Annotated in this window: 11 protein-coding genes and 2 pseudogenes; 5 read left to right on the top strand and 8 right to left on the bottom strand. The window is 57.7% G+C overall.

All coding sequences use genetic code 11. From position 1 onward, the window contains the following. Positions 1–195: 195 nt before the first annotated feature. From Q8Q53_RS05585 to Q8Q53_RS05560, 6 genes and pseudogenes are all read right to left on the bottom strand, one after another. Positions 196–798: a TetR/AcrR family transcriptional regulator gene (locus tag Q8Q53_RS05585; protein WP_305700777.1), complete on the bottom strand. Its 603-nt coding sequence runs from the start codon at positions 796–798 to the stop codon at positions 196–198. Between the two features lie 121 nt (positions 799–919). Then, positions 920–1,674, bottom strand: a pseudogene (locus tag Q8Q53_RS16275) (integrase core domain-containing protein). Next, positions 1,614–1,895 (bottom strand): annotated as a pseudogene (locus tag Q8Q53_RS16270) (transposase); the annotation flags it as partial. The pseudogenes Q8Q53_RS16270 and Q8Q53_RS16275, both read right to left, overlap by 61 nt. Positions 1,896–2,028: 133 nt before the next feature. Next, complete coding sequence (locus Q8Q53_RS05570; protein WP_305700776.1) at positions 2,029–4,221, bottom strand: TonB-dependent receptor; 2,193 nt, start codon at positions 4,219–4,221, stop codon at positions 2,029–2,031. A gap of 62 nt (positions 4,222–4,283) precedes the next feature. Further along, entirely contained in the window at positions 4,284–5,849 is a 1,566-nt protein-coding gene (locus tag Q8Q53_RS05565; RefSeq protein ID WP_305700775.1) for a class I adenylate-forming enzyme family protein, read from the bottom strand. A 70-nt stretch (positions 5,850–5,919) separates the two neighbouring features. Then, positions 5,920–6,762 carry an alpha/beta fold hydrolase gene (locus Q8Q53_RS05560; RefSeq protein WP_305700774.1) on the bottom strand — a complete coding sequence of 281 codons (843 nt, stop codon included), beginning with the start codon at positions 6,760–6,762 and terminating at the stop codon, positions 5,920–5,922. 127 nt (positions 6,763–6,889) lie between these two features. Between Q8Q53_RS05560 and Q8Q53_RS05555 the strand changes: the two genes are divergently transcribed. Next, complete coding sequence (locus tag Q8Q53_RS05555; RefSeq protein ID WP_305700773.1) at positions 6,890–7,681, top strand: SDR family NAD(P)-dependent oxidoreductase; 792 nt, start codon at positions 6,890–6,892, stop codon at positions 7,679–7,681. 44 nt (positions 7,682–7,725) lie between these two features. Here Q8Q53_RS05555 and Q8Q53_RS05550 read toward each other — a convergent pair whose 3' ends face one another. After that, positions 7,726–8,490, bottom strand: a complete 765-nt coding sequence (locus Q8Q53_RS05550) for an IclR family transcriptional regulator (protein WP_305700772.1) — start codon at positions 8,488–8,490, stop codon at positions 7,726–7,728. A 254-nt stretch (positions 8,491–8,744) separates the two neighbouring features. Between Q8Q53_RS05550 and Q8Q53_RS05545 the strand changes: the two genes are divergently transcribed. The 3 genes from Q8Q53_RS05545 to dmpG all read left to right on the top strand — a co-directional run bounded on the left by Q8Q53_RS05545 (position 8,745) and on the right by dmpG (position 11,598). Then, a complete protein-coding gene (locus Q8Q53_RS05545; protein WP_305700771.1) occupies positions 8,745–9,536 on the top strand; it encodes a fumarylacetoacetate hydrolase family protein in 792 nt (263 codons plus the stop codon). 104 nt (positions 9,537–9,640) lie between these two features. Continuing rightward, complete coding sequence (locus Q8Q53_RS05540; protein WP_305700770.1) at positions 9,641–10,558, top strand: acetaldehyde dehydrogenase (acetylating); 918 nt, start codon at positions 9,641–9,643, stop codon at positions 10,556–10,558. Next, a complete protein-coding gene (gene dmpG, locus Q8Q53_RS05535; protein WP_305700769.1) occupies positions 10,558–11,598 on the top strand; it encodes a 4-hydroxy-2-oxovalerate aldolase in 1,041 nt (346 codons plus the stop codon). The genes Q8Q53_RS05540 and dmpG overlap by 1 nt, the downstream gene beginning before the upstream one ends. A gap of 140 nt (positions 11,599–11,738) precedes the next feature. On the opposite strand, the gene Q8Q53_RS05530 is transcribed toward dmpG, so the two are convergent. Continuing rightward, on the bottom strand, positions 11,739–13,394 hold the full coding sequence (locus Q8Q53_RS05530; protein ID WP_305700768.1) for a class I adenylate-forming enzyme family protein: 1,656 nt from the start codon (positions 13,392–13,394) through the stop codon (positions 11,739–11,741). A 90-nt stretch (positions 13,395–13,484) separates the two neighbouring features. On the opposite strand from Q8Q53_RS05530, the gene Q8Q53_RS05525 reads away from it, so the two are divergent. Beyond that, positions 13,485–14,477: an NADPH:quinone oxidoreductase family protein gene (locus Q8Q53_RS05525; RefSeq protein ID WP_305700767.1), complete on the top strand. Its 993-nt coding sequence runs from the start codon at positions 13,485–13,487 to the stop codon at positions 14,475–14,477. Positions 14,478–14,637: the final 160 nt, after the last annotated feature.

The raw sequence follows: 14,637 nt of genomic DNA, 5'->3' as shown, positions 1-14,637 counted from the left end.
GCGTCCGCCCTGTCCGATGGATAACGCAATCCTTGCCGACTACGCCCCCTCCGGACAATATCAGCTCATATTACCGTTCGCTCCATCTCTTCACAACGAGGCGCGGACTGCAACATTATGATATTGATTGCGATATTGCCCCACTCCTTGCGGCTCGGATTCTACCCATTTCAGGTCACATTCCAGGCCAGCACGTCAGATACCCTCTCTGATCGTTGCCGAAAGGAACAGTTTCAGGAATGCTTTGGTATCTTCAGCCTGGTGCCGCAAGCTTTTCGATCGCATGAGTATATTGAGGCCAATTAGGCTGGCGAGAGCCATTTCTGCTGTCAGACGTGCCTGGTCCTTGCTCTGACCAAGTTCGACATAGGCATCGGCTATCAAGCTGATTCGATCCTGATCGACGCGCCTGGTCATTTCCGCAGCAATGTCGGACACTCGTGCCCATTCACGCAGCGCCTGCTCGATAGGGCCGCCAGGAACGTCCGGGCTTCTGTTCAAAGCCAAGGTGAAGAAATATCGCAACCGATCCAGGGGTGCGTTGAAATCGCGTTTACCGACCAAGCCAATTGCCAAGGTGGCCGAATCATACCAATAATTGAGCGTTTCCGATAGCAGGGAACCTCTATCCTGAAAATGCCAATAGAAACTTCCCTTGGTTACTTTTAGTTCCTTTGCCAAGGATTCTATCTCAATAGAAGCGACGCCTACATCGCCTACCTTATCTAGAGTATGTTTTAGCCATATGTCCTTTGAAAGCCTGGCAATTATCTTAGCTTTGCCGACATCCTCAGACATGAACGCTCCTCAAGTTAACCGTGACGTGCTCCCCTGATTGTTACCGGTCAGAGGTAGAGTCTCGCTCCTTCATTGACGGTCCCCCGGTTTCGTGTCCGGGTTCAATGTTAGCCTCCCGGCCTCATCTGCCGGGGTTAACCCTGGCAGATGAAGCAAATTCGACTGGTGTCATCCGACCAAGCGAGGTGTGAGGACGGCACTCATTATAGTCCCGTCGCCACGCCTCGATCTTGCTCCTGGCATCGTCCAATGACAAGAACCAATGGGTATTGAGGCATTCGTCCCTGAGCGCCCATTGAACGATTCGACGAAGGCGTTGTCGGTGGGCTTGCCCGGGCGCGAGAAGTCCAGCTTCACACTGTTTTCATAGGCCCAGCGATCCAGGGCCTTCGAGATGAACTCGGGGCCATTGTCCACCCGAATGGCGCGGGGCGCTCCACGTATGCGGTTCTCGATCCGCGTTCGCTCCTGCACGAGATATTCCCGCTCGCGATGCACGCGTTTGCCATCCTCCTCGTCAGGAGTTGGTACGTGCACCATGCTGCAGATCTGGCTGTCTCCCGCAAGATAGGCGGAGAGCACCCGCAGCAGCCCTTCGGCGTCGAGACGATCGGTCTTCGCCTATTTTGCCCTCCGGTTTACCAGAATGCTTGTTGGCTCCACCACGTACGTCGGAATACCATGCGCCGTCAGCAGCCGGTGAAGCCAGGACCCGTCACGCCCTGCCTCGAAGCAAACGGCGATGGGCGCTGGGCTTCCTTGCGCCCGCTGGCGCGATTGCAATCCGCTCAATAGGCTGAGCAGCACCACTGTTGCCCCGGTGCCTTCCGGTCGATCAGTCCGTCGGGTCCGGCCGCGTTGAATTTCAACACCCAGTCCCGGACGATCTGTAACGTTACGCCGCCAATCCGGGCCGCCTCCGTCCGGCTCGCCCCATCGTAAATCGCTGCCAACGCAAGCAGACGCCGAGCCTGCCCTCCATCCTTTGATTTGCGGGCGGCCGCCCTCGCCATGACGGCGTCGAAATCGGTGCGAAGTGGGATAGCCATGGCAAAACTCCAGTCCGTTTGCCATGGTGAATCAACTCGCGCTGCCATTGGCAACCCCGCCTGAGTCAGAATCACCGAGATTTGGTATTATGGGTAATCGCAAGCCTCACCGGATGCTTACGCATATCCGGGCAAGTGTGGCGGCACAGGGCACGGTTATGTGCCCTGCGCCGCCGATAGATCAGAACCTGATCTCTACACTCGCACCCACTTCGCGCGGACGCTCGTAGATGACGTAAGCTCCAAGCGGTCCAGGCGAAATTTGCTGGGCCACCGCTGCATTAGTGAGATTCTTCGCGAATATACGGAAAGTAAGGTCGTCATTCGGACTGGTCCAACCGATCTCAGTCGAGACAAGCTCATAGGAATCCTGCTTGAAGGTATTCAGAAAGTCGTAATAGACCGAGCTTGAATGGAAGAGATTTCCGCCGAGGAAGGCTTTTCCATCGAATGCATCGAAGCTGTAGCGCCCACCTAGGGACAACGAGAACTCAGGTGTGCGGATCAGTTGGTTGCCCGATGCATCCACAGAAGAAACGGTGTTTCCACCGCCCAGTCGGGGAATGAAAACCTGAGCGTTGGGGAAACTGTCATACTCGGAATGCGTGTAAGCAAGCGCCGCCCGCAGATTCAAGCCCGTGATGGGTTCTGCTGCAAGCTCCAGTTCGCCACCATAGATTTTGGCTTTGGCGGCGTTCTGCAGCACGAATGAGTTGTTGGCCGCTCGCGCCGTCACCTGCATATTGTCATAGGAATAATGGAAGGTCGCCAGGTTGGCGCGCAGCCAGGATAGCGGTTCAGACTTTACGCCAAACTCGAACGCGCTGATCGTTTCCGGATTCACTGCGACATTGGAGGGGCTGAACGTGTTGAAGACGCCGCTTTTGAACCCAGTGCCGTAAGTGCCGTAAATGTTCAGATCAGGTGTGGCTTCATACTGAACAGAGACGCGATAGGTGAACTTGTCGAACTTCTTTTCCGCGTCCGTGAATAGCTGGACGCCATTGATACGCTGCGAAAATTTCCTTGTCTCCGTCGTGAAACGACCGCCAAGCGTAATCGAAAGCTGCGGCAGCAGCTCATATGTACCCTCAGCAAAGGCCGCGTAGGAAGAGGTCGACACCTTCGGCTCAAACCTGATTGGCACAATAGGCAGTGCCGGGTCCAGGCGATTTATCAGGGTGAGAGGCTGCTCACCCTTCAATTCATAATAATAGAGTCCGGCAGTCCAGCTCAAAGGACCGCTGGTATCCGAGATCAGGCGAAGTTCCTGGGTGTACGTCTCGGGCCTGACCCGCATGTTGGTTTCGCCGAGCACGATGTTAGTGGCATCGGAATCGGCATTTTGATGCACACGCGTCCGCATGAAGGAACTGGAGGATTCCAGAATGACTCCACCCAAGTCCAGCTGGCCCTTGAGGGCGATGTCGAGCCGAGTGTAGTCTGACAATCCCGCAGTTCCGGTTGAGGTGACAGAGTTCGATATTTCCCATGGCTTGTTGGGGATGATCGCTCCGGCGAACCGCGCTCCCAGTGTGTTCCCGTTATATGGCTGAGCGAGTGCAGCCGTTTCCTCATGCGTGTCGACATAGCCGACGGTGAGCACGAACTTGGCCATTTCGCTAGGCTGGAACAGGAGCTTCGAGCGGACCGAGATGGTTTCTCTGCCACCCACAGTGCCGCCATTGAACAGGTTTACCGCATATCCGTCCTGGTTACGATAGAGCACTGCAAGATCGGCAGCGATCGTGTCGGTCAAGCCGCTGGTGACATAGCCGCTAATGTCAAAATTATTCGCGGATTCGCGCGTGCGCGACCCGCTTGCCTTGAAGCGGCCCCGCGCATTAAACTGCGGATCCGGGGTCACTACGTTGACGAGGCCACCTGTCGCGTTACGGCCGAACACGGTGCCCTGCGGTCCGCGAAGAACCTCTACGCGAGAGACTTCGACAAGGTCGATCTGCGTCGAATAGGGATCGCCTTGATAGACCCCGTCAACATAGACGGCGACGTTGGATTCGTCCCCGACCGAAGTTCCGTTCGAGCCGACACCGCGAATACTGGGCTGCATCACGTTCTGGTTGCGGCCCCCGTTATAACCTGGAGCGACCAGGTTGAGCGAACGCACGCTTTCGACACCCGAAGTCGTCAGCGCCTCGCTGGACACCGCCGTCACTGCGACAGGAACTTTCTGCAAGCTTTCTTCCCGGCGTGTCGCGGTAACAATAATTTCATTGCCAGAAGAGTCAGCCTGCTGGCTGGCTTCTTGTGCGGCATCTGCTGCCGTGTTGGTTCCGGTTTCCTGCGCGTAGGCCGCAGAAGGAAGAAGCATGAACGGCATTAGCGCAACACTAGCAAAAAGTTCTATTTTCATTTCGATTACCTCCCAAAGAGCGTTTTATTAATAAATCCATTGATAAAGTTAAAATCATCGAATTATTGCAATAATTCTTTCGCCATTTCCTTAAGGCGGTTCTTGTCCGATTTGCGCGCAGGAGTTTTTGGAATTTCATCGAGCACGACAATGGTTCGCGGTATCTTGTATTTGGTCAGATTTTCGGCACAGTGTTTCAGCAGGGACTTCTCGTCCACCCCGGATCGCGGGCTGGCGGCCACGAAAGCAAACGGAACCTCGCCCTTGCGAACGTCCGCGACGGAGACCACCGCCGCGTCGGAAACTTCCGGAATCAGGGATAGAACTTCCTCAATCTCGCTTGGGTAAACATTGAATCCACCGACAATCAGCATGTCCTTCTTGCGGTCCACTACCGTTAGAAAGCCGTCTGGCGTGAGGAAACCGATGTCACCCGTCGGCAGCCAACCATCCTCAGTCACCGGCGCAAGCCCCATGTACCGGTCAATCACCCTTTCGCCGCGGATAAGTATCTCGCCATTCTCGTTGGCGGGAAGCCGCTTACCGCTACCGTCCAGGGCCATAATGGCAACTTCTATGCCCGGTAGGGGAAGCCCGGCCGTGCCGTATTGATGGGTGCCGTCGAGCGGCTGCGCCGTCAGCGGCCCACCTTCGGTCATGCCGAATGCTTCAAGGATAGGCAGGCTGGTTTTGGCCTCCCACCGCGATAGCGTTTGCTGCGAAAAGACCGATCCACCACCGGGGCAAAGCCACAGGGCCGACAGATCTGCGTCAGGGGCAGCGAGCAGGCCTTGATAGATCGCGGCGGGGCCGCCGCTGAAGACGCTAACGCGATACTCCTCCATCAAACTTGCGACTAGGTCGGGCTGAAAGCGGGGAACGACTATGAGGCTCGAGCGGCCATAGACCGGATTGAAGCAGCCCATGTGTATCCCCCACACATGGCTTACCGGGGCGACATTGAGCCACACCTCTTCCAGCAGGCGTGTTGGCCACGCCGTATGCATCGCCTTGATGAGGCTCATTTCAGAACGATGGTTGCGCTGCACGCCCTTGGGCGCGCCGGTCGATCCGCCGGTAAACATGATCATGCAGGGACTGTCGCCCGTGATCTCCACGTCCGGCCTTGTCGGCGTGGTATCGAGCAGTTCGTCGATGGAAACGCCGCCCTCTCCGACGATAATCAGGGGCGCATCGGCATTCTTCGCGGAAGCCTCGGCAACCTCGGAACTGCTCTGGCCAGCCAAGACCAGCCCGGGCGGGGCTATATTGAACATGGTGTCAATCTCGCGCGGGGTATAACTCGCGTTGATCATCGAAATTTCTGCACCGGCGCTCAACGCGGCAAAAATGGCAACATTGGCCTCGAGCGAATTGGACATGCAGATTGCGACGCGTCCTGACGGCGAGACTATCTCGCCAATCCGTCCCGCAAGACCGGCCACCACTGCGCCAAACTGGGCGTAGGAAAGCCTCCTGTCGCCATCGACAACCGCAACCTGATCCGGACACGCCTCCACGGTGTCCCAGAACATCGTTACGACGTCTGAATATTCCTTCCGGGAAAAGGCCGGATCGCCATCCGCGATGCGGCGGAGTATCTCGGACCTGGCTTTCGATTTCTGCATTTGTGCACCATCTTCGAAGGGAACTGGGTAAGAGAAAGGTGGGGCGCACCTGCTTGACCTCCCGGTGGGGTCAGTTGTTCCGGAGAAAGCCCCGAACCTGGTCAAGGAACTGATCTTCGCGCTCCAGTTGCACCCAGTGGCCGCATTGACCAAACACGTGCATTTCCGACCTCTTGAGGTGTTCGTGCATTCGGACGGCAACCGACAGCGGGATCATCTTGTCCTCCCGACCGTGCAGGATGAGGGCGGGCACGTCGATCGCGTCCAGTTGCTGGAGGGGGATGCCCTTGACGATTCGCGGCCCCTTGGCTTCCTGCTCGTCGCCGGGTTGCAGCTTCTTGATGGTTTCTTTCCCGCTGGCGATATTGGCGACCCGCAGCCGCGCCTCGACAGCCTCGTCGGTGACGATCGAAGGGTCGTAGGGAAAGGCGCGCATCATCGCGCGCATCGCATCCAGGCTGGGTTCAAAACTTCTGCTGTTTGCCAAGCCCTGGGTCTGCTCGAACTCGCCCGCTGGCGTTCCCATAAGGACGAGCGAGCGCACTTTGTGGGCGTGATGAGCCATCATTCCGAGAGCAAGCGAGCCGCCAAAACTGTTGCCGATCAAGGTCACGCGATCCAGCCCCATGGCGTCGATGAAGCCAGCCAGATGCCTGGTCCACAGCTTGATGCCCGGCTTTTCACCTTCGGGAAGCGGACTGAAGCCAAACCCCACGACATCCAGAGCCAGAACGCGATGCGTTTCGCCCAGGCGAGGCAGGATTTTATGCCAGTTCTGCCAGGCCGTGACCCCCGGACCCGAACCGTGAAGAAGGATCACCGGATCGCCGTCACCGCTTTCATGATAATTTGTATGGATACCGCCGACATCCATCGAAACCCCGATATCGGGGAGCACCGCACTATCGGACATCACTCTCTCCAGACCCAGCAATTTGTCAAAATCTTGTGCTTATGTGTTGCGAGGCACCCCCGTTAATGTCAATACGTGGGGGTATGGACCGCCGATTTGGCATCGGCTAAATGTCAGAGGGTGAGAAATGACGGGGAGTCTTGCAGGCCAAACCGCACTGATTACAGGTGCGGCGTCAGGCATCGGGGAGGCCGTGGCCCTCCGCTTCGTGGAAGAAGGGGCAAATGTTGTTGCGCTGGATCGCAATGCGGATGCACTTGCCGATCTGGCGGATCGCTTGGGCGATCGGTGTGCAACCGTGGCGGGCGATTGCAGCGATGCGGCCGTTTGCGATAGCGGTGTTGCTCTGGCGTTGGAAAAATTCGGCAAACTCGATTGCGTGGTCGCAAATGCGGGCGTTTATGACTGGTACAAGCGCATCGACAGGATGTCCGCAGCCGATCTGGAAGCAGCGTTTGAAGAGCTGTTCCGCATTAACGTTCTATCGACCTTGCTGATCGCACGTTCTTCTGCCGTGGCACTGAAGGAATCGGGCGGCTCTTTGATCGTGAGCTGCTCCAATGCCAGCTTCAGGGCCGGCGGCGGCGGGACATTGTACACCGCAAGCAAGTTTGCGCTGCGTGGCGTGGTCTACCAGCTGGCTTATGAATGGGCACCCCATGTTCGGGTGAATGGTGTCGCTCCCGGAGGCACGGTGACCGGTCTTTCGGGGCTTGATGCGCTGGACAGTTCGGCGCGGCGGCTGGATGCAGAGGGCAGGACCGTCGAGATGGTCGCGGAGGCGTCTCCCCTCGGACGAGCCGCAGCTGCCGAAGATCAAGCTGGATGCTATGTGCTGCTCGCATCGAGACGTGACGGCAAAAACCTCAACGGAACAATTCTGGTCAATGACGCAGGACTCAGCACGAGAATGGGATAAGGAGGTCGGTGCAACCGCAGGTCTGCTTGGTAGAAAGGTCGGTCCTAGGGAAACCGCATTAAAGCGGAAATTTCCTCTGCCGCTGCATTGATGCGTGGCAGGAGCTTGAGCAATTCCTCTTCCACCTCGTCCAGTTTGTCATTTTTACATGTGTCGGTGACGGATATTGCCGCTATGACCCGGCCAGTCCGGTCATGTATCGGTGCAGCGAGGCAGCGCAGTTCGGGAAACATTTCGCCCCTGTCGATCGCCCAACCCTGATTGCGAACCTCCTCTAGCTCCGTTTTCAGGGAACCGGGCTGCGAGATGGTATTCTCCGTGAGGGAAACGAAATCCCCCGGGGCCAGGTATTCGTCAAGCAGCTCGGGAGAAAGCTGGGCGAGCAGGACCTTCCCGATGGCCGTGCAATAGGCCTCAAGCTCGGTCATCTCTCGCGATGGCGGGCGCGAATACCCGGCCTCAATCCTGACCAGATACCGGACAAGATTGTTCCGGAAAACACCCAGATGTACAGTGCGTCTGCAATTCTTGGCCAGATTCGCGATGATCGGTCGGGTTGCGCTGGCGATGATGGCATCGAGATTCGCGCGCGACGAGAGTTCCACACTGGCCAGGCCAAGGCCATAACGACCACGGCCCTGCCGGAGCAAATATTTCCGCGACAAAAGTGGCCGAATGAGGCGGTGAACCGTCGATATCGGAATTCCCGACGTTTCCGATATTTCCCTCACTGTCAAAGGTGCAGACGAAAGACATTCCAGCAAATCGAGCAATCGCTCGGCAACCGATGTGCCGGTCTCTTCGTTCATTTCGGTGCAACCTCTCAATATGTGAGATTCTATGCCGAAGTGCTCGCCTGTCAAGGGTGGCAGAACAGGCAAAGCTGGGCAATGTTGGAAAGGCAGAAAAATTTCACCGTTAGCCCGGCAGCGGAAGGCTCGCGAACCCATTCAAATATTGATTGATGATTTAATTGATGTGGATTCTGTCAATCGTGACGGAAAAGAATGAATACATAGAAAAAAGATTTGAAATACAGAATCAGTTGAGGAGGGTGTTGGAAATGGCAATCGAAATTTCGGAAATCACGTCGCTTGGCGATGAGCTCTATGAGGCTCTTGTCGCCGGTGCGACGATCTCGAATCTTCGGGATCGTAATCCGCTGATGGATGTCGTTGACGCCTATCGGGTTCAGGAGCGGATGATCGCACGGCGTATAAATGCGGGCGAAAGGATCATCGGCAAGAAAATCGGGGTTACTTCGAAGGCGGTGCAGGAAATGATCGGGGTCTACGAGCCCGATTTTGGTCAATTGACCGATGCAATGCTGGTCCCCGATGGCTCAACGATCGAGATCGCGACTCTCATTCAACCCAAGGCTGAGGGCGAGATCGCCTTCAGCCTGAAGCGAGATCTGGTCGGGCCTGGGGTGACGGCAGCCGATGTCCTGGAAGCGACCGACTATGTCACCGCATGCTTCGAGATCGTCGACAGCCGCATCCGTGACTGGGACATCGGGATCGAGGATACGGTTGCCGATAATGCTTCCTGCGGCATCTTCGCAATGGGCACAGAGCGGGTCGATCCGAGGTACATCGATCTTGCTGGCGTGAGCATGAAGATCGAGCGCAACGGGATCGAAGCCGCCAGCGGCGTAGGGGCAGCCGTCCAGGGTTCGCCACTCAACTCGGTTGCATGGCTTGCCAATACCCTGGGTCGTCTCGGCATGCCCTTCAAGGCAGGCGAGATAATCCTTTCCGGGGCACTCGGTCCGATGATCGAAATAGCCGCCGGGGACACCTTATTGCTCAGTCTGAGCGACGGGCTGGGAACGTGCCGCCTAACCTTCGAGTAATCCTTGGTCGGCTGAAGGGCGGATGCCCAAACCCCCGAAATGGGCGCGACCATTAGACTATGATGCGATCACAGCCAGGATCCAGTTACAAGAAAGAAGTTCAGATGGAAAAAATCAAATGCGCAATAATCGGACCGGGAAATATCGGCACCGATCTTCTCTACAAATTGCTGCGCTCCGAGGTTCTCGAACCGGTCTGGATGGTCGGTATTGAGCCCGGTTCCGAAGGCCTGGCCCGTGCGGACAAGCTCGGCCTCAAGACAACATCGGAAGGTGTCGACGGGCTGGTTCCCCACGTGATCGCGGATGGTGTGCAGATCGCGTTTGATGCGACCTCGGCCTATGTTCATCCCGAGAACAGTCGCAAGCTCAATGAGCTGGGCGTTCTGGTCATCGATCTTACGCCCGCTGCCATCGGCCCGCTGTGCGTCCCCCCGGTCAACCTGAAGGACCTTGCCGGTCGTCAGACCATGAATGTCAACATGGTCACTTGTGCCGGACAGGCGACAATCCCCATGGTCGCCGCCGTCAGCAGGGTGCAGGAAGTGGCCTATGCCGAAATCATTGCCACTGTCGCGTCGAAGTCGATCGGCGTGGGCACGCGCAAGAATATCGACGAGTTCACCCGCACGACCTCGGCCGCAGTGGCGAAAGTCGGCGGAGCTGCGCAAGGCAAGGCGATCGTGATCGTGAACCCGGCGGAACCGCCGCTGATGATGCGCGATACCGTCTATTGCGAAACTGTCGATGAACCCGACCAGGCAGCCATTACTGCTTCGGTGCAAGAGATGACCGCCGCGGTTCAGGAGTATGTACCCGGCTATAGATTGAAGAACGGACCCACTTTTGAAGGCCGCATAGTATCGATTTTCCTCGAGGTTGAGGGATTGGGCGATTTTCTTCCGAAATATGCCGGAAATCTCGACATCATGACTGCGGCCGGCGCGCGCACCGCCGAGATGTTCGCGCGGGACATATTGGCGGGACGGCTCAAGTTGGAAGCAGTGAAGGAGAACGCATGATGAGCCTTGAGGATAAGGTTAGAGGCCGCAAGGTCAAACTACACGATATGTGCCTGCGCGATGGCATGCATTCGATGCGCCATCAGATAACTCTGGAACAGATGATCGATATCGCTTCAGGGCTTGACGACGCCGGAGTGCCGTTGATTCAGGTCACCCATGGCGACGGGTTGGGAGGATCGTCTCTCAGCTATGGCCGCGGCCTGCATTCCGATCGCGAGTATATCACGGCGGTGGCCAAAAATGTTAAGAATGCGGCAATCTCGGTCCTTCACGTTCCCGGCATCGGCACACTCGATGAGTTGCGCATGGCTGCCGACTGCGGGGCGACCTGCGTTCACGTTGCCTCCCATTGCACCGAAGCGGATGTGACCGAACAGCATATCGGTCTGGGACGGGAACTGGACCTGGATACTGTCGGCTTCCTGATGATGGCGCACATGACGCCGCCCGAGCACTTGATCGGACAGGCGCTGCTGATGGAAAGCTATGGGGCACAGACGATCTATTGCGTGGATTCGGCCGGCTACATGCTACCCGATGAAGTCACCACGCGCATCGCTGGCCTGCGCACGGCCTTGCAGGATGAGACCGAGATCGGCTTTCATGCCCACCATAACCTTGGCATGGGAGTTGCGAATTCGCTCGCCGCTGTCGCTGCCGGTGCAAACCGAATTGACGGTTCGGCTGCCGGGCTTGGTGCTGGGGCTGGCAATACGCCGCTGGAACTGATGGCTGCTGTAAGCGAACGACTGGGCATCGAGACTGGTGTCGACTTGTTCAAACTGATGGATGTTGCGGAAGACCGAGTCTTGCCGATCATGCCGCAGCCGCCGAGGGCGGATCGGGATTCCATCACGCTGGGCTTTGCCGGCGTTTATTCGACGTTCCTGTATAAAGCCAAGGAAGCGGAACGCAAATACGGCCTCTCTGCTCGAGACATCCTGATAGAACTGGGGCGCAAAAAGATGATCGGCGGTCAGGAAGACATGATCGAGGACACGGCTCTTTCGATGGCCAAGGCCCGCGCACTGATCTAGTCTGAAACCTGACACCAGGCAGACCGGGCGGCGCTGCAGTTCGCCGCCCGGTCCGTCCTCATCCCTGTAGATGCCGTGCCTGCGGAATTGCCGACCCGTGCGGCGTATCGCATTGAGGCGGGCGAAGCCGTTCGCGCACGCTAGCGAGGAGCAAGACGTTCGAGCTCGCGCAGGTCCAGCCGCGAAATCTTCATGTTCTCATTGCGCGGTATTTCGTCGACAATGGACAGGATCGTGGGAATTTCCATTGGCGAAAGGCGACCAGAGAGAAACTCCCTGAGCTCCTCGAGATCAAGCTGCTCGCCCCCACGAAGGCTTACAATCGCCTTTGCGGTTTCGCCCCGGTATTCGTCAGGCACACCGATGACCGCCGCTTCGCGAACAGCGGGATGGCCAAGTATCGCGCTTTCCACGTCGGCAGGATAAATATTGTACCCACCGGCAATTATGATGTCCTTGAGCCTGTCGCTGACGGTGACCAGTCCGTCTTCGCTCATCGAACCCAGATCGCCGCTGCGGAAGAAGCCATCGACAAAAGCATCGCTGGTAGCTTCCTGATTGCGCCAGTATCCCTGCATCACTTGCGGGCCGCGAAGGCAGATTTCCCCTACCTCACCGGCTGCTGCACGTTGATGCGGATCATCGACCTTGCGGATCTCGACCTCCGTGAACGGCAGCGGAACACCCGTATATTCTGCCAGCGCTCGGTCAGACGGTGAATAGACGACGGCCGGCGCGGTTTCGCTCATCCCGTAGAGGGTGGTGATCCAGTACCCGGTGGCCTGCAGGAACCGGGCCTTCAGCTCCGCCGGGACGGGCCCGGCGCCGCATTGGACGCACTTCACGCCGGACCAGTCGATCGGTCGCTCCCGAGCCGCTTCAAGCAAGGCGATGGCCATCGTTGGCGCCATCAGCAGAATGGTGACCTTCCGCTCCTCGATCAGGTCGAGCGTCTTCATCGGATTAAAGCGCGGCAGCGATACAAGCTCGCCCGCCAGCTGGACGGTGAAATTCTGGACCGGGCCGATGCCGCCCGCATGAGTCACCGGTGCAGCGGAAAGCATGACTTCCCTGCCGGGCTTGAGCTGGGGATACCAGCTGACCATCTGGGCAGCATTGGTCAGCAGGTTGAAATGGGTGAGCACCGCTGCTTTGGGTGTGCCGGTGGTGCCGCCTGTGAACTGCAGCACGGCCGGCTGGGTCGCGGGATCGAAGGTCGCCCGCTCTACCGACGCATCAGCAGCGAGCAAGTCGGAAATGGCCCATACATCACCTTGCCCGAACGGTTCGTTCGGGTCGGTCGCCTCACGCGGATCCTTCCTGAAGGAACCTACCAGGAAAGAGACTGGCTGCCCGATCAGTTCGCGGATCTGATGTGCCTTTGCCAGCAAGCTGGGCTCATCAAGCGTGATGATCGCCTTGAGACCGCTGTCGATACATTGTCCAGCCAGCCGGTCGGCGCTGTATAATGGATTGAGTCCGACATAGACTGCCCCGATATGCCACATCGCGAAACAGCCAAGAGTGAACACGGGGTGAGGCGGCCCCATATACCCGATCCGATCCCCGGGCATGACCCCCATCTGCGCCAGGCCCGCGCCAAGGCGAGACGCAAGCAGAGCAACCTCACCGTAACTCAGCGTCCAATCCTCCACCGTGAGGCAGGGCCTGTCGGGAAAGGAGTAGGCGGCATCGTCAAGCAGCGCGGTCAGCGCACGCGGTTCGGGCGGCGCGAGATCGCGCGCGGTGGCGGGGTAATGCCTTTCCCAGACAGGTCTATTCTTGTCGGCTGTCATTAAGCCACCCTTTGCACGTTGCTACTTGTCAGGACTCTCTTCCACCCATACTCGGGCGAATGGAAACTTTGCAAGGGAACGGTTGAAGCGATGACAATGCGGGCATGGGTAGTCAAGCAGTACGGTAAGCCGGAGGATCTCGTTCTCGACCGGATCACAGTTCCATCCTTGCGCGAAGGTGGCCCGGAGCCGCTTGATACGCTGGTGAAAGTCGAGGCCGCCGCGCTGAATTTTGCAGACGAGATAGCAATTGCAGGCCGCTATCAGGACCGGATCGAGCCCCCGTTCGTGCCTGGCAATGAATTTGCCGGAACCGTGGTTCAAACGGGCGGAAACTCCCGGTTTCAAATCGGTGACAGGGTCGCATGCCAGGTTCGCAGCGGGGCATTCGCGGAATATTGCGCGGTTCCCTCGCGCCGATTAATGGCCATCGGCGATTTGCCCGCCCCGGTCGCGGCCGCGCTCCCTATCTCCTACACAACGGCCTATATCGCATTGTTCCAGAAAGCGAATCTGACTGCCGGAAAGACGGTTCTGATTCATGCCGCCGCTGGTGGGCTTGGCGTCGCTGCAACGCAACTGGCCCGTTCCGTCGGGGCCCGTATCATCGCAACGGCAGGGTCAGAGGAAAAGCGCCGCATCGCACGCGAGAATGGCGCTGAACACGTGATCGATTACCGCCAGCCGAATTGGCAAGACGAAGTCAAGGCTTTGGCCCCGCAAGGCGTCGATATCGTGCTCGATCCGGTAGGTGGACAAACTTCGGAACGAAGCTTGCGCCTCCTGGGATGGCAGGGGCAGTTACTCGTGTGTGGCTTCGCCAGTGGCGAGATACCTGCCCTGAAAGCAAACTACATGCTGGTTAAATCGGCCAGTGCGCATGGCGTTTACTGGAGCTTTGATCGCAACCCTGAGGAAATCGCTGCGATACAGCAGGACCTGGTTGGCCTGTGTGCCCAAGGCAGGATCAGCCCGCTGATCCAACATGTCCGCCCAATGGGCGAATTGATAGAGGCAATCACGGCCTTGGGAACGCGAAACACAGTCGGCAAGGTTGTGTTGTCATGGCAGAGCGATGATTAGCGCAGCTTCGAAAGCCATTGGGCAATATCGCAATCAATATCATAATGTTGCAGTCCGCGCCTCGTTGTGAAGAGATGGAGCGAACGGTAATATGAGCTGATATTGTCCGGAGGGGGCGTAGTCGGCAAGGATTGCGTTATCCATCGGACAGGGCGGACGC

It is taken from the genome of Novosphingobium sp., from assembly GCF_030699305.1.
Lineage (GTDB): Bacteria > Pseudomonadota > Alphaproteobacteria > Sphingomonadales > Sphingomonadaceae > Novosphingobium.
This window is presented reverse-complemented; position numbering and strand designations above follow the sequence as displayed.

Bases quoted from the DNA above. Each gene is read 5' to 3' on its own strand.
- Q8Q53_RS05555 (WP_305700773.1), top strand. From the start codon at position 6,890: ATGACGGGGAGTCTTGCAGGCCAAACCGCACTGATTACAGGTGCGGCG.
- dmpG (WP_305700769.1), top strand. From the start codon at position 10,558: ATGAGCCTTGAGGATAAGGTTAGAGGCCGCAAGGTCAAACTACACGAT.
- Q8Q53_RS05570 (WP_305700776.1), bottom strand. From the start codon at position 4,221: ATGAAAATAGAACTTTTTGCTAGTGTTGCGCTAATGCCGTTCATGCTT.
- Q8Q53_RS05545 (WP_305700771.1), top strand. From the start codon at position 8,745: ATGGCAATCGAAATTTCGGAAATCACGTCGCTTGGCGATGAGCTCTAT.
- Q8Q53_RS05525 (WP_305700767.1), top strand. From the start codon at position 13,485: ATGACAATGCGGGCATGGGTAGTCAAGCAGTACGGTAAGCCGGAGGAT.
- Q8Q53_RS05585 (WP_305700777.1), bottom strand. From the start codon at position 798: ATGTCTGAGGATGTCGGCAAAGCTAAGATAATTGCCAGGCTTTCAAAG.
- Q8Q53_RS05530 (WP_305700768.1), bottom strand. From the start codon at position 13,394: ATGACAGCCGACAAGAATAGACCTGTCTGGGAAAGGCATTACCCCGCC.
- Q8Q53_RS05550 (WP_305700772.1), bottom strand. From the start codon at position 8,490: ATGAACGAAGAGACCGGCACATCGGTTGCCGAGCGATTGCTCGATTTG.
- Q8Q53_RS05565 (WP_305700775.1), bottom strand. From the start codon at position 5,849: ATGCAGAAATCGAAAGCCAGGTCCGAGATACTCCGCCGCATCGCGGAT.
- Q8Q53_RS05560 (WP_305700774.1), bottom strand. From the start codon at position 6,762: ATGTCCGATAGTGCGGTGCTCCCCGATATCGGGGTTTCGATGGATGTC.
- Q8Q53_RS05540 (WP_305700770.1), top strand. From the start codon at position 9,641: ATGGAAAAAATCAAATGCGCAATAATCGGACCGGGAAATATCGGCACC.